Source organism: Streptomyces sp. NPDC111628 (genome assembly GCF_055635195.1).
In genome coordinates, this window is sequence record NZ_JBVKBZ010000009.1 from 267,199 (window position 1) to 285,002 (window position 17,804).

Below are 17,804 nucleotides of genomic sequence, written 5' to 3' on the forward strand. Positions count from 1 at the left end.
TCACACCACGCCGTCCGCGGCGAGCGCGTCGATGTCCTCCTCCGACAGCCCGAGGCCGCCGAGTACGGCACGGGTGTGCTCGCCCAGCGCCGGGACCGCCCCCATGCGGGGCGCGTCCCCGGTCGGTCCCGGCGGTGCCAGTGCCGGGACCGGGCCGGCCGGTGTGGGCACCTCGTGCAGGCGTCCGCGTGCGGCCAGCTGCGGGTGGTCCCACACCTCGGCGAGCGTGTTCACCCGCGCGTTGGCGACCGGCACCGCGTCGAGCAGCTCGACCGCCTCGGCGGCGGTCAGCTCCGCGAACCGGGCCGCGATCAGCCCGCCCAGCTCCTCCCGGTGCGTGTTGCGGTCCGCGTTGGTGGCGTAGTGCGGATGCCGGGCCAGCTCAGGACGGCCCAGGAAGCCCGCGCAGAAGCCCTGCCACTCGCGCTCGTTCTGCACCGCCGTCATCACGACCTTCCCGTCGCCCGCCGTGAACGGGCCGTACGGATAGATCGTCGCGTGCGCGGCGCCCGCCCGCGGCGGCGAGCCGCCCTCGAAGGCGTAGTACAGGGGAAAGCCCAGCCACTCCACGGTGGCCTCCAGCATCGACACGTCCAGGTGCGTGCCCCGTCCCGTCCGGCCGCGCTCCAGGAGCGCACCGAGGACCGAGCTGTACGCGTACATCCCGGCGGCGATGTCCGACACCGGGATGCCCACCTTGGCCGGGTCGTCCGGCGTGCCGGTGACCGACAGCAGCCCCGCCTCGGACTGCACCAGCAGGTCGTACGCCTTGCGGTCCGCGTAGGGGCCCGGCGCGCCGTAGCCGGAGATGTCGCACACGATCAGCTCCGGATGCGCGGCACGCAGCTCCCGCGCGCCCAGTCCGGCCCGCGCGGCCGCGCCCGGCGCCAGGTTCTGCAGGAAGACGTCCGCGTCCGCGATCAGCCGGCGCAGCAGCTCCAGGCCGCGCGGATCCTTGAAGTCCAGGGTGAGGGACTCCTTGTTGCGGTTGACCCACACGAAGTGCGAACTCAGACCCCGCACCCGGGTGTCGTACGCCCGCGCGAAGTCCCCGGTCCCCGGGCGCTCCACCTTGATCACCCGGGCGCCGAGGTCGGCGAGCTGACGGCTGGCGTAGGGCGCGGCGATCGCCTGCTCCAGCGCGACGACGGTGACTCCCCGCAGCGGTTGCATGCCCTCAGCCCTCAGCCCTCAGCCCTCAGCTCTTGCGGTGCCCTATCAGTCGCGGCTTCGGCTCCAGTCCGTCCAGGCCGTGCCACGCCAGGTTCACCAGGTGCGCCGCGACCTCCGCCTTCTTCGGGCGGCGTACGTCCAGCCACCACTGGCCGGTCAGCGCCACCATGCCGACCAGCGCCTGCGCGTACAGCGGGGCCAGCTTGGCGTCGAAGCCGCGGCTCTTGAACTCGCGGCCCAGGATGTCCTCCACCTGGGTGGCGATGTCCGAGATGAGGGAGGCGAAGGTACCCGTCGACTGCGGGATGGGGGAGTCCCGGACCAGGATGCGGAAGCCGTCCGTGTACTCCTCGATGTAGTCCAGGAGCGCGAAGGCGGCCTGCTCGCACAGCTCACGCGGGTGCCCGGCCGTCAGGGAGCCGGTCACCATGTCGAGCAGCCGCCGCATCTCGCGGTCCACGACCACCGCGTACAGGCCCTCCTTGCCGCCGAAGTGCTCGTACACCACCGGCTTGGACACCCCGGCCTTCGCCGCGATCTCCTCCACAGAAGTGCCCTCGAAACCCTTCGCCGCGAAGAGGGTGCGGCCGATCTCCAGCAGCTGCTGGCGGCGCTCGGCACCGGTCATCCGGGTGCGACGCGCTCGCCGCGGCTTCTCGTTGCTTGGGGTGCTGCTGGAGTCGGTCGCCACGGCGTCAATCATGCCGCCTTCGCCGTCTCCTTCCGGCGGCGGGCGCCGTCTTGATCCGTGTTGCGGCGCGAATCGATACGCGAGCGTGACGGCCAGCGCACGTCGTACGCCCACCCCAGCTGCTCGAACCAGCGGATCAGCCGGGCACTCGAATCGAGCTGGCCGCGCATCACCCCGTGCCGCGCCGAGGTCGGGTCCGCGTGATGCAGGTTGTGCCAGGACTCGCCGCAGGACAGGATCGCCAGCCACCACACGTTGCCCGAGCGGTCCCTGGACTTGAAGGGGCGTTTGCCCACGGCGTGGCAGATCGAGTTGATCGACCAGGTCACGTGGTGCAGCAGGGCCACCCGCACGAGTGAACCCCAGAAGAACCCGGTGAACGCGCCCCACCAGGACATCGTGACCAGCCCGCCGATCAGCGCGGGCAGCGCCAGGGACACCACGGTCCACAGGATGAACTGGCGCGAGACCGCACGCAGCGCCGGGTCCTTGATCAGGTCCGGCGCGTACTTCTCCTGCGACGTCTGCTCCTCGTCGAACATCCAGGCGATGTGGGCCCACCACAGGCCCTTGATCAGGGCGGGCACCGTCTCGCCGTACCGCCACGGCGAGTGCGGGTCGCCCTCGTCGTCGGAGAACTTGTGGTGCTTGCGGTGGTCGGCCACCCAGCGGACCAGCGGCCCCTCGACCGCCATCGACCCCGCGATCGCCAACGCGATCTTCAACGGCCGTTTCGCCTTGAAGGAACCATGGGTGAAGTGCCGGTGGAAGCCGATGGTGATGCCGTGGCAGCCCAGGAAGTAGAAGAAGACCAGCAGCCCCAGGTCCAGCCAGCTCACGCCCCAGCCCCACGCCAGTGGCACCGCCGCCACCAGCGCGAGGAACGGAAGGGTGATGAACAGCAGCAGCGTGATCTGCTCGATGGACCGCTTCTGTTCACCCCCCAGCGTGGCGGAGGACGCCGCGCCGGAATCGGCCGGCTGCGGAGCGTCTGGGATCACATCGGAACTCGTGGTCATGCGCGTCCCCTGTGGGGTCGAGGGTGGGGTCGTGTGGTGTGGCCGGTGCCGGGCTTGGGAACCATGCACGGTTTTCCTACGGTTCCGTAACCTACGGCGACGTAAGTATGGCAGTGCGTGGCCGCGCGGCAAGAGCCCCAGAGCCTGCGCGTCCTGGCCGACACCTATCCTGGAAGCCGGTCGGACAGCGCGGTCCGCTCTGATTACTTCCCGGACGTCCGGCCCGGTAAGCGGCGCCCGCCGCGCGAGACGGCCGTCCGGGTTCCCTCCAGACGAGCTTCAACACTGCAAGGAGCCGCACCTGTGAGCAGTGCCGACGACCAGACCACCACGACGACCAGCAGCGAGCTGCGTGCCGACATCCGCCGACTGGGTGATCTCCTCGGGGAGACCCTGGTCCGGCAGGAGGGCCCCGAGCTGCTGGAACTCGTCGAGAAGGTACGCCGACTCACCCGCGAGGACGGCGAGGCCGCCGCCGAACTGCTGCGCGGCACCGAACTGGAGACCGCCGCCAAGCTCGTCCGCGCCTTCTCCACCTACTTCCACCTCGCCAACGTCACCGAGCAGGTCCACCGCGGCCGCGAGCTCGGCGCCAAGCGCGCCGCCGAGGGCGGACTCCTCGCCCGTACGGCCGACCGGCTGAAGGACGCCGACCCCGAGCACCTGCGCGAGACGGTCCGCAACCTCAACGTGCGCCCCGTCTTCACCGCGCACCCCACCGAGGCCGCCCGCCGCTCCGTCCTGAACAAGCTGCGCCGTATCGCCGCCCTCCTGGACACCCCGGTCAACGAGTCGGACCGGCGCCGCCTGGACACCCGCCTCGCCGAGAACATCGACCTGGTGTGGCAGACGGACGAGCTGCGCGTGGTCCGTCCGGAGCCCGCCGACGAGGCCCGCAACGCCATCTACTACCTCGACGAGCTGCACGCGGGCGCCGTCGGCGACGTCCTGGAGGACCTGACGGCGGAGCTGGAGCGGGCCGGCGTCCAGCTGCCCGACGACACCCGCCCGCTCACCTTCGGCACCTGGATCGGCGGCGACCGCGACGGCAACCCCAACGTCACCCCCCAGGTGACCTGGGACGTCCTCATCCTCCAGCACGAGCACGGCATCAACGACGCCCTGGAGATGATCGACGAGCTGCGCGGTTTCCTGTCCAACTCCATCCGGTACGCCGGTGCGACGCAGGAGCTGCTCGCCTCGCTCCAGGCCGACCTGGAGCGGCTCCCCGAGATCAGCCCCCGCTACAAGCGGCTGAACGCCGAGGAGCCCTACCGGCTCAAGGCCACCTGCATCCGGCAGAAGCTGGAGAACACCAAGCAGCGCCTCGCCAAGGGCACCCCCCACGAGGACGGCCGCGACTACCTCGGCACCGCCCAGCTCATCGACGACCTGCGCATCGTCCAGACCTCGCTGCGCGAACACCGTGGCGGTCTCTTCGCCGACGGACGCCTCGCCCGCACCATCCGCACCCTGGCCGCCTTCGGCCTCCAGCTCGCCACGATGGACGTCCGCGAGCACGCCGACGCCCACCACCACGCCCTCGGCCAGCTCTTCGACCGGCTCGGCGAGGAGTCCTGGCGCTACGCCGACATGCCCCGCGAGTACCGCACCAAGCTCCTCGCCAAGGAGCTGCGCTCCCGCAGGCCGCTCGCCCCCAGCCCCGCCCCCGTCGACGCGCCCGGCGAGAAGACCCTCGGCGTCTTCCAGACCGTCCGCCGTGCCCTGGAGGTCTTCGGCCCCGAGGTCATCGAGTCCTACATCATCTCCATGTGCCAGGGCGCCGACGACGTCTTCGCCGCGGCGGTGCTGGCCCGCGAGGCCGGACTGATCGACCTGCACGCCGGCTGGGCGAAGATCGGCATCGTGCCGCTCCTGGAGACCACCGACGAGCTGAAGGCCGCCGACACCATCCTGGAGGACCTGCTCGCCGACCCCTCCTACCGGCGCCTGGTCGCGCTGCGCGGCGACGTCCAGGAGGTCATGCTCGGCTACTCCGACTCCTCCAAGTTCGGCGGCATCACCACCAGCCAGTGGGAGATCCACCGGGCGCAGAGGCGGCTGCGCGACGTCGCCCACCGCTACGGCGTACGGCTGCGCCTCTTCCACGGCCGCGGCGGCACCGTCGGCCGCGGCGGCGGCCCCACCCACGACGCGATCCTCGCCCAGCCCTGGGGCACCCTGGAGGGCGAGATCAAGGTCACCGAGCAGGGCGAGGTCATCTCCGACAAGTACCTCATCCCGGCCCTCGCCCGGGAGAACCTGGAGCTGACCGTCGCGGCCACCCTGCAGGCCTCCGCCCTGCACACCGCACCCCGCCAGTCCGACGAGGCCCTGGCCCGCTGGGACGCCGCGATGGACGTCGTCTCCGACGCCGCCCACACCGCCTACCGGCACCTCGTCGAGGACCCCGACCTGCCGACCTACTTCCTGGCCTCCACGCCGGTCGACCAGCTCGCCGACCTGCACCTGGGCTCGCGGCCCTCCCGCCGCCCCGGCTCCGGCGTCTCGCTCGACGGACTGCGCGCCATCCCGTGGGTGTTCGGCTGGACCCAGTCCCGGCAGATCGTCCCCGGCTGGTACGGCGTCGGTTCCGGCCTCAAGGCCCTGCGCGAGGCGGGCCTGGATACAGTGCTCGACGAGATGCACCAGCAGTGGCACTTCTTCCGCAACTTCATCTCCAACGTCGAGATGACCCTCGCCAAGACCGACCTGCGCATCGCCCAGCACTACGTCGACACCCTCGTCCCGGACGAGCTCAAGCACGTCTTCGACACCATCAAGGCCGAGCACGAACTCACCGTCGCCGAGGTCCTGCGCGTCACCGGCGAGAGTGAACTGCTGGACGCCGACCCGGTCCTCAAGCAGACCTTCACCATCCGCGACGCCTACCTCGACCCCATCTCCTACCTCCAGGTCGCCCTCCTCGGCCGCCAGCGCGAGGCCGCCGCCGCGAACGAGGACCCGGACCCCCTCCTCGCCCGAGCCCTCCTCCTCACCGTCAACGGCGTGGCAGCGGGCCTCCGCAACACCGGCTGACGACACCCGACCCCCGCAGCCTGCGGGGCAGCCCCCCCGCAGCCTGCGGGCAGTCGTGCCGCTGGGGCGGCACGGGTGGGCGCAGGCGGCACCCCGCAACGCCGGGCAGCGCACCCTCGACGCCCACCTCAACGCCCCCGCACGTGAAAACACCGGTGCCCCGAGCTCGCACAGAGCCCGGGGCACCCTCACGTCGTACGAAAACACCTCACACCGCGAAGAACGCCGCCGTCAGCAGCACAACCCCCGCCCCCGCCATCCCCCACGCCACCCGCGTCCGCCGCAGCCCCCCGGCCACGACCACCGACGCCAACAACAACGCCCCACCCAACGGCACCCACGCGTACAGCACCCCCGCCGGCCCCGACCGCACCACCTCGTCACCGCCGGGCTTCACCACCACCGAGTACGTCCGCCCCTTCGCCACGGCGACCGAGTCCTCGATGACGACCCGTTCCCGCGCCTGCGACCCCGCCGACACCGGCGCGTACGGGCCGCTGCACATCCCGCCGCCGCACCGCGTCACCTCGACCGTGCCCCGCTCCCGCCCCTTGGTCAGCAGCACGTGCTGCGCCGTACCCCACGACGCCCACACACCGGCGATCAGGATCAGCGCCGCGACCGTACCCATCGACGCGACCCGGCCGAACCGCAGCACTGCGGACGAGGCCTGACGGGGACGGGCGGCGGCGGAGGCAGGCATGGCCGGGATCATTGGCCATACCTACGCGCTCGGTCAACTCGCCCGCACGCCATCGACCGACAAGTCAGGAGTTGTACGCGCTCTGCGCCCGCTCCAGCCCTTCGATCACCAGAGCCTCCACCGCGTCCGCCGCCCGGTCGACGAAGTAGTCCAGCTCCTTGCGCTCCGTCGACGAGAAGTCCCGCAGCACGAAATCCGCCACCGGCATCCGCCCCGGCGGCCGCCCGATCCCGAACCGCACCCGGTGGTACTCCGGGCCCAGCGACTTCGTGATCGACTTCAGGCCGTTGTGCCCGTTGTCCCCGCCGCCCAGCTTGAGCCGCAGGACGCCGTAGTCGATGTCCAGCTCGTCGTGCACCGCCACGATGTTGCCGACCGGGACCTTGTAGAAGTCCCGCAGCGCCGTCACCGGACCGCCCGACACGTTCATGAACGACATCGGCTTCGCCAGGATCACCCGCCGGCCCGCCGGTCCCGGCGGACCGATACGCCCCTCGACCACCTGCGCCTGCGCCTTGCCGTGCCGCTTGAAGCGCGCCCCGATCCGCTCCGCCAGCAGATCCGCCACCATGAAGCCGACGTTGTGCCGGTTCGAGGCGTACTCGGGGCCCGGATTGCCGAGGCCGGCCACCAGCCACGGCGCGCCCGCGTCCGTCGTCACGTCCATGTCTCCTTCGTGTCCCTCGTACCGTCCGTACCCGTCCACACATACGCGTCGGCCGCTGCCCCGCACGGGAACAGCGGCCGACCACACGATGACCGTAGGGGAGGATCAGGCCTCCGCGGCGGCGTCGTCCTCGCCCTCGGCCGGGGCCTCCTCCGCCTGCGCGGACAGGACCTGCAGCACCACGGTGTCGCCGTCCACGTCCAGCTTCACGCCGGACGGCAGCGCGATGTCCTTGGCGTGGATCGAGGCACCGGCCTCCAGACCCGCCACCGACACGGTGACCTGCTGCGGGATGTGCGTGGCCTCGGCCTCGACCGGCAGCGCGTCCAGGACGTACTCCAGCAGGAACCCGCCCGGGGCCAGCTCGCCCTCGGCCTGCACCGGGATCTCCACCGACACGGTCTCGCCGCGCTTCACCAGCTGCAGGTCGACGTGCTCCAGGAAGCCCTTGATCGGGTCACGCTGCACGGACTTCGGGATCGCCAGCTCGTTGGTCTTGCCGTCGATGTCCAGCGCGATCAGCACGTTCGACGTACGCAGCGCCATCAGCAGCTCGTGACCCGGCAGGGTCAGGTGCAGCGGGTCCGAACCGTGGCCGTACAGAACACCGGGAACCTTGTTGTCACGGCGGATACGACGCGCGGCACCCTTGCCGAACTCGGTACGCGTCTCGGCGGTGAGCTTCACCTCGGACATGATCACTCCTCGTGGAAATCAGGAACGGACGTGGTCACCCGGCCACGAACGGCCTGCTACGAAGAGCGCGTCGATAACGGAGCGCCACACCCGCGAACACGGGTACGGCCTCCCTCGCCGAGCAACTCGAGCAGTCTACTCGGAGAGGAAGGCCGTACCCAAAACGATCAGACAGGCGGGACCACACCTGCAGAACGGTTACTGCACAGACCGCGCGACGCTCACTGCTCGTCGAACAGGCTCGTCACCGAACCGTCCTCGAACACCTCACGCACCGCACGCGCGATCGTCGGCGCGATCGACAGCACCGTGATCTTGTCCAGCTCCAGCTCGCTCGCCGACGGCAGCGTGTTCGTGAACACGAACTCGCTCACCTTCGAGTTCTTCAGCCGGTCCGCCGCCGGACCCGACAGCACACCGTGCGTCGCCGTCACGATGACGTCCTCCGCACCGTGCGCGAACAGCGCGTCCGCCGCCGCGCAGATCGTGCCACCCGTGTCGATCATGTCGTCGACCAGGACGCAGATGCGCCCCTTCACGTCACCCACGACCTCGTGCACCGTGACCTGGTTCGCCACGTCCTTGTCACGCCGCTTGTGCACGATCGCCAGCGGCGCGCCCAGACGGTCGCACCAACGGTCCGCGACGCGCACCCGGCCCGCGTCCGGCGAGACCACCGTCAGCTTCGAACGGTCCACCTTCGCGCCCACGTAGTCCGCCAGCAGCGGCAGCGCGAACAGGTGGTCCACCGGGCCGTCGAAGAAGCCCTGGATCTGGTCCGTGTGCAGATCCACGGCCAGGATCCGGTCCGCGCCCGCGGTCTTCATCAGATCCGCGATCAGACGCGCCGAGATCGGTTCACGTCCACGGTGCTTCTTGTCCTGCCGCGCGTAACCGTAGAACGGCACGATGACGGTGATGGAGCGGGCCGACGCGCGCTTCAGCGCGTCGATCATGATCAGCTGCTCCATGACCCACTTGTTGATCGGGGCCGTGTGGCTCTGGATCAGGAAGCAGTCCGCACCGCGCGCCGACTCCTGATACCGCACATAGATCTCGCCGTTGGCGAAGTCGAAGGCCTTCGTCGGGACGACCCCGACACCCAGCTGCTGGGCGATCTCCTCGGCAAGCTCGGGGTGTGCGCGGCCGGAGAAGAACATCATCTTCTTCTCGCCGGTCGTCTTGATCCCGGTCACAGCACTTTCTCCTCAGAGGTTCGCAGCTGAGCTCATGGGCGCTCTCCCGACTGGCCGCGGGGGCGTCTCAGCTGGTGGGGTGCGGATGTGCACTTATCACGGTACGCCGTGTTCGACGCGCCGGTTTCCAGTCAGTCTTCGCCGCCCGCCTCGCGGGACACCGCCTCGGCCGCCTTCGCCGCCGCGCTCCCCGGACGCTTCCGGGCCACCCAGCCCTCGATATTCCGCTGCTGGCCACGGGCCACGGCCAGCGAACCGGGCGGCACGTCCTTCGTGATCACCGAGCCGGCGGCGGTGTAGGCACCGTCCCCGACCGTGACAGGAGCCACAAACATGTTGTCCGAACCCGTACGGCAGTGCGAGCCGATCGTCGTGTGGTGCTTGTCCTGACCGTCGTAGTTCACGAACACACTCGCGGCACCGATGTTCGTGAAGTCGCCGACCGTCGCGTCACCCATGTAGGAAAGGTGCGGAACCTTCGTCCCCTCGCCGATCGACGAGTTCTTCGCCTCCACGAACGTACCGATCTTCGACTTCAGCCCGAGCCGGGTGCCCGGCCGCAGATACGCGTACGGACCCACGGACGCCTGCGGCCCCACATGGGCACCGTTGGCCACCGTGTTGTCCACCCGCGCCCCCGCCTCCACGCGCGTGTCCGTGAGCCGCGTGTTCGGCCCGACCTCGCAGCCCTCGGCGAGATGCGTGGCGCCGTGCAGCTGCGTACCCGGGTGCACGACCACGTCCTGCTCGAACGTCACCGTCACGTCCACCCACGTCGTCGCCGGGTCCACCACCGTCACGCCGGCCAGCATCGCCCCGGTCAGCAACCGGTCGTTGAGGATCCGGCGCGCCTCCGCGAGCTGCACCCGGTTGTTGATCCCGGCGATCTCCCGGTGGTCACCGGCCACCGACGCGCCGACCCGGTGCCCCGCCTCGCGCAGGATCCCGAGCACGTCCGTGAGGTACTCCTCGCCCTGGCTGTTGTCCGTCCGCACCTTGCCCAGCGCGTCCGCGAGCAGCTGCCCGTCGAAGGCGAAGACGCCCGAGTTGATCTCACGGATCGCCCGCTGCGACTCCGAGGCGTCCTTGTGCTCGACGATCGCCGTGACGGCACCCGAGGCCCCGTCCCGCACGATCCGCCCGTACCCCGTCGCGTCCGGCACCTCGGCCGTCAGCACCGTGACGGCGTTCCCGTCGGAGGTGTGCGTGGCGGCGAGCGCCTCGAGCGTCTCGCCGGTCAGCAGCGGAGTGTCACCGCAGACCACCACCACGGTCCCGTCCACGGCACCGCCCAGCGCCTCCAGACCCATCCGCACGGCGTGCCCGGTGCCGTTCTGCTGCTCCTGGACGGCGGTGCGCACGTCGGGGGCGACCTCGGCGAGGTGCGCGGTGACCTTCTCGCGGGCGTGCCCGACGACGGCGACCAGGTTCTCGGGGTCCAGCTCACCGGCGGCGGCGAGCACGTGCCCCACGAGGGACCGGCCGCACAGCTCGTGCAGGACCTTGGGTGTGGCCGACTTCATACGGGTGCCCTCACCCGCTGCGAGAACGACGACGGCTGCCGGGCGAATGGCGCTCACGGGATGCCCTTCGGCTGTTGAGGAGGTGGGGACATCCGCAGGATACCGGGGCGGTTTGCGGCGGACATGAGTGCGGGCCCCGACAGTGATGTCAGGGCCCGGAGGCAACAGCTCCCCCATCAGGATTTGAACCTGAACTTAAGGGACCAAAACCCTCAGTGCTGCCTGATTACACCATGGGGGATGTAACTCGCCCGAACCGGACATTCCGTCAGCTCGCCGAGTCGGCACCCCACACTATGCCGTACCGAATGCCTTCCGTGCGACGGTACAACTCGCCGCCCGCATCCCCTCGTCCACCGGTCGGCGGCGATGTCCGGGGCCTCGCGGGGTATCGCGTCGTATCGTTTGTCGAAAGTCACCGGAAAAGGGGCGCCCGGCGCCCGTAGGCTGGAGGCATGACCACGACGGGGGAAGACCACGTACCGGCCCGGGGTGGGCCTTGGTGGTGGGACAGGCGGCGCGGTGCGGTGCTCGATGTGAGCCTCGGTGCCGTGTCCGCGCTGGAGTGCGCGGCGGAGGGGATTCCGTTCGCACGGGATGCCGGGATTCCGCCGGCGATGGGCGTTGTTTTCGGGCTGCTGGCCGGTTCGGTGCTGGTGGTGCGGCGGAAGTGGCCGATCGCGGTGGTGCTGGTGGCCCTCGCCATCACTCCGGCCGAGATGGGCTTCCTGCTGGGCGTCGTCGGCCTGTACACGCTGGCGGCGTGCGAGTTGCCGCGGCGGATCATCGGGGCCCTGGCCGGGATGTCGTTCGTGGGGACGTTGATCGTGACGTTCGTGCGGTTGCGGCAGGACATGGTCGGGGACGGGGTGGACCTGGGGGACTGGTTCTTCGCCTTCGCGGCGATCGGGTCGTCGCTGGGGCTGACCGCGCCGCCGCTGCTGCTGGGCCTGTACGTGGGGCAGCGGCGCCGGCTGATGGAGAGCCTGCGGGAGCGGGCCGACAGTCTGGAGCGCGAGTTGCAGTTGCTCGCCGAGCGGGCCGAGGAGCGCGCGGAGTGGGCGCGCGGCGAGGAGCGGACGCGGATCGCGCGGGAGATGCACGACGTGGTCGCGCACCGGGTGAGTCTGATGGTGGTGCATGCCGCCGCGCTCCAGGCGGTCGCCCGGAAGGACCCGGAGAAGGCGGTGAAGAACGCGGCCCTGGTGGGGGACATGGGGCGGCAGGCGCTGACGGAGCTGCGGGAGATGCTCGGGGTGCTGCGCAGTGGCGGGGACGGTGCGCGGGCCGAGCGGGCGTCGGTGCCGCTGGCCGCGGTGGGGGTGGCCGCCGCCGCGGCGGCGTCGCGGGCCGCGGAGGACGGGGAGTCGTCCTCGGAGGGGCCGTGCCTGTCGGAGCTTGACGAGCTGATCGGGCAGTCGGAGGCGGCCGGGATGGTCGTGAACCTGTCCGTGGAGGGCGCGGAGCGTTCGTATGCGGCGGAGGTGGAGTCGACGGCGTTCCGGGTGGTGCAGGAGGCGCTGACGAACGTGCACAAGCATGCGGCGGGCGCGAAGACACATGTGCGGCTGGCGCACCGGGTGTCGGAGATCGCGATGCAGGTGGAGAACGAGCCGCCGCCGGAGGCCTCGGCGGCGTCGTCGGCACGGTTGCCGTCGGGGGGCAATGGGCTCGTGGGGATGAAGGAGCGGGTGGCCGCGCTGGGGGGCGTGTTCGTGTCGGGGCCGACCGATGCCGGGGGCTTTCGGGTGTCGGCGGTGATTCCGGCGTCGTAGCCGTCCTGGTCGCGTCCCTGCGTCAGCCGGTCGTGGTGAGGCGGGCGGGCTGGGTCCCGCCGACGAGGGTGGCGAGGGCGGTGTCGATGTCGGGACCGAGGTACCAGTCGCCGGTGTGGTCCAGGGCGTAGACGCGGCCTTCGGCGTCGATGGCGACGAGGGCCTGGCTGTCGGTCTCGGTGCCGAGCGGGCAGGTCTGGGTGTCGAGGGCGCGGCCGAGGTCGCCGAGGGTGCGGGCCATGTGGAGGCCGTGCAGGGGGTCCAGGTGCAGGGTGGCGGGGGCGATCTGGCGGCCGGGTCCGGTGGGCGCGATGTGCAGGCCGCCGAATTCGGCCCAGGCCTCCACGGCGGCGGGGAAGACGGTGTGGCGGTGCCCCGCGGGTGAGGTGTGTTCGCGCAGGGTGTCGGCCCAGATCTCGGCCTGCTTGATGTCCCAGCGTCCCGGCAGCCAGCCTGCGTCGCGCAGCGCGGCGTCGACGGGGACGGGGAAGCGGGTGGTGGAGGTGCGGTCGGCTTGCATCGGCCCTTGGTTCGTTTCGGTCGGCTGGTTCGGCTCGGTCTGTTCTGTCAGTCCTTCTCCGTCGCGGGGTCGACGACGCGGACGCCGAAGTGTGCGCTGAGGGCGGTGCAGGCGCGGCAGGGTGCGGCGAAGGCACCGTGGAGGGGGTCGCCGTCCTCGCGGATGCGGCGGGTGGTGAGCTTGGCGTGTTTGAGGGCCTTGCGGGCTTCGCCGTTGGTCATGGGTTTTCGAGCGGCGCGTTTGCTGCGGGTGGCGTCGGCGGTGGCCAGGTGCCGTGAGATGAGGATCGTCTCGGCGCAGCGGCCGGTGTAACGGTCTCGTTGGCCGCTGGTGAGGGTGTCGAGGAAGTCCTGCACGAGGTGGTGCAGGGCGGGCGGCGTGTCGGCGCGGGTCGCGGTGCCGGTGAGGGTGGTGCCGCGTACGGAGAGGGCGGCGGCGACGGTGGGGAGTATGCCGTCGCGGCGGTGTCGGAGGGCGGGGGTCTGGAGGGTGTCGGTGCTGCTCCAGCCGATGCGTGGGTCGCCGCCGCGGGGGTCGTCGGACCGCCCGGTGTCGGGTCCCGTCTGTGTCGCACTCATGATCGTCTTCCCCTCCTGAGCATCCCCCCGAAGGTCACAGAGTGCCAAATCCCGGGGCTGCTGCGGAAGCTGGGGCGGGGTGACACGCCCGGGTATGGGCGGTGTGTCACGGGAGGGTGACGGCTGGTCACGGAAGTGGAGGTCCCGCGTGCCGGGTGCGGGGTCCGGCGCCGGTGACCCCTCTCGCCGTACCGCATAGGCTGTCGGCACCGCGCTCGCACGCGGGGAATTCCAGACAGTGCAGGCAGATCAGACAGATCTGGCAGCAGACAGACGCCGCAGGGGGCAACCGCCATGACGACAGGTCGGCTCGGGCAAGCAGCCGCGCCGCCGAACGCGGCCTATGCCGGGCAGGTCGTGCATTTCCCGGATCCGGTGCGGGCGGCCCGTCACCCGAGAGGGGTACGGGTGGACGCGGGTGGTTACCCCGAGTTCTCGCCGTACGCCCGTGCGGTCGCGGAGATCGCGGACCCGCCGGAGGGGTTCGGGGTCGACGAGTTGCGGCTCACGGACTACGTGTCGGCGAACGCGGCCCTGTCGGCTTCGGGGCACGAGCTGTGGGACACGGTGCCCGCGGTGGCGACGCCGCACGGCTGGACGTGGCACCACGTGGCCGGTTCGCGGCGCATGGAGCTGGTTCCGGTAGAGGTGAAGGCGCTGCTGCGCCACCACGGCGGCATTTCGACGGCGGTGGTGGACCAGGGCAAGCGCGGCACGCGGCCGTTGCAGGAGACGCGTCCCGTGCACTTCGGTCTGCCGAAGTCGGGTGTGGCCGTCACGGAGCAGCAGGTGCAGGGCGTCGAGGAGGATCTCGGGTACCGGCTGCCGGGCGCCTACCGGTCGTTCCTGAAGGCGGCGGGCGGCTGTGCGCCGGTGGGTACGGCGCTCGACGCGGAGCTGGGGCTGCTGGTGGACCAGCCGTTCTTCACGGTGCGTGAGGAGGCGGCGGTCAACGACCTGGTCTATGTGAACAAGTGCCTGCGGGACCATCTGACGAAGGACTACCTGGGCGTCGCGTTCGTCCAGGGCGGTCTGCTCGCGGTGAAGGTGAAGGGCGAGCGGATCGGTTCGGTGTGGTTCTGCGCCTACGACGACGTGCGGGACGTGGACCCGTCGTGGCCGCCGGCGGATCGCGTGGAGCGGCTGCTGCTGCCCTGCGGTGCGGACTTCGACGCGTTCCTGTCCCGGCTGGCGGGCTCCCCGCCGGAGTTGGAGACGGTGGCGAACCTGATGGTGGACGGCGGTTTCGCGCGTGCGGTGCCCGTGACGGCGGCGTCCTCGGCGTCTTCGACGTCTTCGGTGGGGGAGTGAGCTGACGATGGTGACGTTCGCGCAGGCGCAGGAGCGCGCGGAGGAGTGGGTCAACGGCGAGCTGCCGGCGTACCAGCACCGCGAGGTGCGGGTGCGGGAGTTCGACCTCGGGTTCGTGGTGTGGGCCGAGGACCGTGCGGACGGCCCCCGTTCGGACGGGGGCGCGCAGCGGCTGGTGATCGCCCGGGACAGTGGCGAGGCGACGCTGTGGCCGTCGCTTCCGGTGGGCGAGGTGATCCGCCGGTACGAGGAGGAGTACGGCCGTCCCGAGGAGGCGCAGGCGCCGGCCGCGGCGCCCGCGGCGCGGGTGGACCTGAATCAGACGTCCTTCTTGCTGAGTCCGCCGGAGTGGTTGCAGGAGGCGGCGGACCGGATCGGCATTCCGGATCGCCGCCGGGGCGACGGCGAGGGCGGTGACACCGCAGGCGCGGGCGGCTCCGGTGGTGCGCTTCCGCAGACGCAGGCCGGGGTCCCCTCGGCTCCCGCGGCGTCGGGGCCGGCGCCCGCGGAGGGTTCGTCCGGGAGTGGTGCGGGGTGGCCGGCGGCGGGCTCCGGGTCGTCCGCCGGTGGCTCCGGCGCGGGTGCGGGCGCGTCCGGTGTCCCGAGTGCGCCGTATGCCCCGGGTGTACCGAGTGCGCCTGGTGCGCCTGGTGCGCCCGCCGGGGCGACGCCCTGGGCCGGGACGGACACCAACGCGGACGCCGGTGAGGACCGTTCCGTACCGCTGCCGCAGACCGTGTTCGCGCCGCCGTTGAGCGGTGTCGACGACGACACGCCGCCGCCCTCGACGACGCCGGAGGCCAAGACGGCGCTGATGTCCGGCGGCAGCCGGCTTCCGCCGACGGCGCTCTCGCCGGCGATCGGCGACCCGAACGCGCCGGGCGCGCCCGCCGGGGCGGCTGCACCGCCGCCCGCGGCCCCGACTCCGCCCCCGGCCCAGCCGCCCGCCGGTCCCGGGGCGCCCGCCACGCCGCCCCGGCCGCTCGCGCCGGACGCCGGGAACATCGCCGACGCCGCGACCAGCAAGGCGACGCCTCCGCCGCGCCGTGGCGGTGGTTCGTCCACGCCGCCGCCGCCGAGCGCCCCGGGTGTGCCGGGCGCGCGACCGGGGAGCACGCCGGCGCCTTCGGGGACGCCCGCGCCGGGCACTCCGGCGGGCGGTTACGTGCCGACGCAGCTGGTGTCGTCGCTCGGTCCCGAGGGCCCGGGCGGCCCGGGCGGCCCTGGCACGCCGCCTCCGCCGAGCGCTCCGGGCGCGCCGCCCGCGCCGGGTGCGACGCCGACGCCGGGCGCTCCGGGGACCCCGCCGCCGCCGAGCGCGCCGAACGCGCCGGGTGGGACGCCGCCGGGCGGGATGCACCACGCCGCCACGATGCTGGCCGACCCGGGCCGGACGGGCGGCGGTGCCCCTCAGCCTCCCGGTCCCCCCGGACCGCCCAACCCTCCTGGCCCGCCCGGGCCTCCCGGTGCCCCCGCCGCTCCAGGGGCGCCCGGCGCTCCGGGTGCGCCGGGCGTGCCTTCCGGTCCCGGTGCGCCGCCGCCTCCCCCGGCCGCTCCGGGTGCGCCCGGTGCGCAGGGTTCCGCGGGGGGCGCGGGCGGTGCCGTGCACCACGCGCAGACCGTGCTGGCCGCGCCCTCCCTGGGCGGTCCCGGCGGCATCGGCGCGCCGCCGCCCCCGCCCGGCGCCGTACCTGCCCCGCCCGGTGCCGTACCGCCGCCGCCCGGACAGCCCGTGCCGGGTCAGCCGCCGGCGTACGGCTATCCGCCGCAGCCCACCGGTCAGCCGACCGTCGGGCCCGGCTACCAGGCCGTGCTGCGCTACCGCGCCCAGGACGGCTCCGAGCAGCAGCTGATCCGGCGTTCCGCGCCGGGTACGCCGCACCCGGAGTGGCAGATGTTCCACGAGCTGCGCTCCATGAACGTGCCGCCGGACCAGGTCCTCGAGCTGCACACCGAGCTGGAGTCGTGCGAGCTGCCGGGCGCGTACTGCGCGCGGATGATCCGGGAGCAGTGGCCGCAGGCGCGGATCACCTCGATCGCGCCGTACGGTCTGGACCACGCGAGCCGGCAGCAGGGCATGCAGCAACTGCTGGCGCACCAAGGCGAGCTGCACCAGGTGGCCGACGGGCCGGCGCGTCCCGCGCCGGTGCGCGCTCCGCTGCCGCAGGTGCAGCCCGTGCCGCCGGTTCCGCCGGAGGCCGTCGGGCAGGAGCTGGCCGGTGCGTTCGGCCCGGGGGTCTTCCGGTTCGAGCAGGCCGCGGTGTCGCGGCAGGGTGTGCCGCCGGTCGTGGCGCACACGCTGGTGGCCGCGGGACTGCCGATGGACATGGGACCGTTCTTCTGGGCGCAGGCCCAGCCGGGGCGGCCGGTGCCGACGCTGGCGGAGCTGGCCGCCGAGCGCGGTGTGCAGCCCGCCTCGGACGCGGGGTCGTACCTCGTCGTGGGCAGCGACTTCGGCCGGGCGATCTGTGTGCAGTACGGCACGGCGGCCATCGTGGCGGTCCCGGTGGAGGCCGGTCCGGGCGGTGCGCCCGTGCCGCCGCAGTTCGTGAACACGGGGCTGCCGGAGTTCGCGCGCTGCCTGGCGCTGCTGGGCCGGATGTGGCGGCTCAGGTTCGGTCTGAACCAGGAGCAGGCGGGCCGCTGGACGGTGGACTTCCAGGCGCAGTTGGCCGCGCTGGACCCGGCGGCGCTCGGTTCGCCGGAGAGCTGGTGGTCCGTGCTGCTGGAGCAGATGTGGGACGGGCTGCTGTGAGGCGTTCGCGCCGCTGACGTACCCGACGGGCGGGGCCCGGTCGACCTGTGAGTCGACCGGGCCCCGCCCGTTTGTGTGCGGTGTGTCGGATTATGTGGGCTTACGTCTGATCCATAAAGTCGGTCAGGTCCATGTGATGCGGCAGGTTCACCACAAGC

General features: G+C 72.0%; 14 protein-coding genes. 4 read left to right on the top strand and 10 right to left on the bottom strand.

Translation table 11 applies throughout. The features are described from left to right. Genes ACZ7MF_RS38775 through ACZ7MF_RS38785 form a run of 3 tightly spaced genes read right to left on the bottom strand, consistent with a single transcriptional unit; the run spans position 1 to position 2,883 of the window. A complete protein-coding gene (locus ACZ7MF_RS38775; RefSeq protein WP_471482866.1) occupies positions 1-1,173 on the bottom strand; it encodes a CaiB/BaiF CoA transferase family protein in 1,173 nt (390 codons plus the stop codon). A 25-nt stretch (positions 1,174-1,198) separates the two neighbouring features. After that, complete coding sequence (locus ACZ7MF_RS38780) at positions 1,199-1,876, bottom strand: TetR/AcrR family transcriptional regulator (protein WP_061444296.1); 678 nt, start codon at positions 1,874-1,876, stop codon at positions 1,199-1,201. Then, positions 1,873-2,883 (bottom strand): acyl-CoA desaturase, encoded by a 1,011-nt coding sequence (locus ACZ7MF_RS38785; protein ID WP_356859275.1) that lies wholly within the window; start codon positions 2,881-2,883, stop codon positions 1,873-1,875. The genes ACZ7MF_RS38780 and ACZ7MF_RS38785 overlap by 4 nt, the downstream gene beginning before the upstream one ends. A gap of 303 nt (positions 2,884-3,186) precedes the next feature. Between ACZ7MF_RS38785 and ppc the strand changes: the two genes are divergently transcribed. Further along, entirely contained in the window at positions 3,187-5,922 is a 2,736-nt protein-coding gene (gene ppc, locus ACZ7MF_RS38790; RefSeq protein WP_471482868.1) for a phosphoenolpyruvate carboxylase, read from the top strand. 208 nt (positions 5,923-6,130) lie between these two features. Here ppc and ACZ7MF_RS38795 read toward each other — a convergent pair whose 3' ends face one another. The 5 genes from ACZ7MF_RS38795 to glmU all read right to left on the bottom strand — a co-directional run bounded on the left by ACZ7MF_RS38795 (position 6,131) and on the right by glmU (position 10,764). Next, a complete protein-coding gene (locus ACZ7MF_RS38795) occupies positions 6,131-6,637 on the bottom strand; it encodes a hypothetical protein (RefSeq protein WP_471482870.1) in 507 nt (168 codons plus the stop codon). Positions 6,638-6,689: 52 nt separating this feature from the next. Then, on the bottom strand, positions 6,690-7,292 hold the full coding sequence (gene pth, locus ACZ7MF_RS38800; RefSeq protein ID WP_471482872.1) for an aminoacyl-tRNA hydrolase: 603 nt from the start codon (positions 7,290-7,292) through the stop codon (positions 6,690-6,692). 105 nt (positions 7,293-7,397) lie between these two features. Continuing rightward, on the bottom strand, positions 7,398-7,988 hold the full coding sequence (locus ACZ7MF_RS38805) for a 50S ribosomal protein L25/general stress protein Ctc (protein WP_471482873.1): 591 nt from the start codon (positions 7,986-7,988) through the stop codon (positions 7,398-7,400). 221 nt (positions 7,989-8,209) lie between these two features. After that, positions 8,210-9,184 (bottom strand): ribose-phosphate diphosphokinase, encoded by a 975-nt coding sequence (locus ACZ7MF_RS38810; RefSeq protein ID WP_356859285.1) that lies wholly within the window; start codon positions 9,182-9,184, stop codon positions 8,210-8,212. 131 nt (positions 9,185-9,315) lie between these two features. Continuing rightward, positions 9,316-10,764, bottom strand: a complete 1,449-nt coding sequence (glmU, locus tag ACZ7MF_RS38815; RefSeq protein ID WP_471482874.1) for a bifunctional UDP-N-acetylglucosamine diphosphorylase/glucosamine-1-phosphate N-acetyltransferase GlmU — start codon at positions 10,762-10,764, stop codon at positions 9,316-9,318. A 398-nt stretch (positions 10,765-11,162) separates the two neighbouring features. Between glmU and ACZ7MF_RS38820 the strand changes: the two genes are divergently transcribed. Beyond that, complete coding sequence (locus tag ACZ7MF_RS38820) at positions 11,163-12,482, top strand: sensor histidine kinase (protein ID WP_471482876.1); 1,320 nt, start codon at positions 11,163-11,165, stop codon at positions 12,480-12,482. Positions 12,483-12,504: 22 nt separating this feature from the next. On the opposite strand, the gene ACZ7MF_RS38825 is transcribed toward ACZ7MF_RS38820, so the two are convergent. Both ACZ7MF_RS38825 and ACZ7MF_RS38830 read right to left on the bottom strand, forming a co-directional pair. Further along, on the bottom strand, positions 12,505-13,002 hold the full coding sequence (locus ACZ7MF_RS38825) for an SUKH-3 domain-containing protein (protein WP_471482877.1): 498 nt from the start codon (positions 13,000-13,002) through the stop codon (positions 12,505-12,507). A 47-nt stretch (positions 13,003-13,049) separates the two neighbouring features. Continuing rightward, a complete protein-coding gene (locus ACZ7MF_RS38830) occupies positions 13,050-13,580 on the bottom strand; it encodes a YwqJ-related putative deaminase (RefSeq protein WP_471482879.1) in 531 nt (176 codons plus the stop codon). 294 nt (positions 13,581-13,874) lie between these two features. On the opposite strand from ACZ7MF_RS38830, the gene ACZ7MF_RS38835 reads away from it, so the two are divergent. Continuing rightward, on the top strand, positions 13,875-14,891 hold the full coding sequence (locus tag ACZ7MF_RS38835) for an SMI1/KNR4 family protein (protein WP_356859295.1): 1,017 nt from the start codon (positions 13,875-13,877) through the stop codon (positions 14,889-14,891). A 7-nt stretch (positions 14,892-14,898) separates the two neighbouring features. Then, on the top strand, positions 14,899-17,646 hold the full coding sequence (locus tag ACZ7MF_RS38840) for an SUKH-4 family immunity protein (protein ID WP_471482881.1): 2,748 nt from the start codon (positions 14,899-14,901) through the stop codon (positions 17,644-17,646). Positions 17,647-17,804 lie beyond the last annotated feature (158 nt).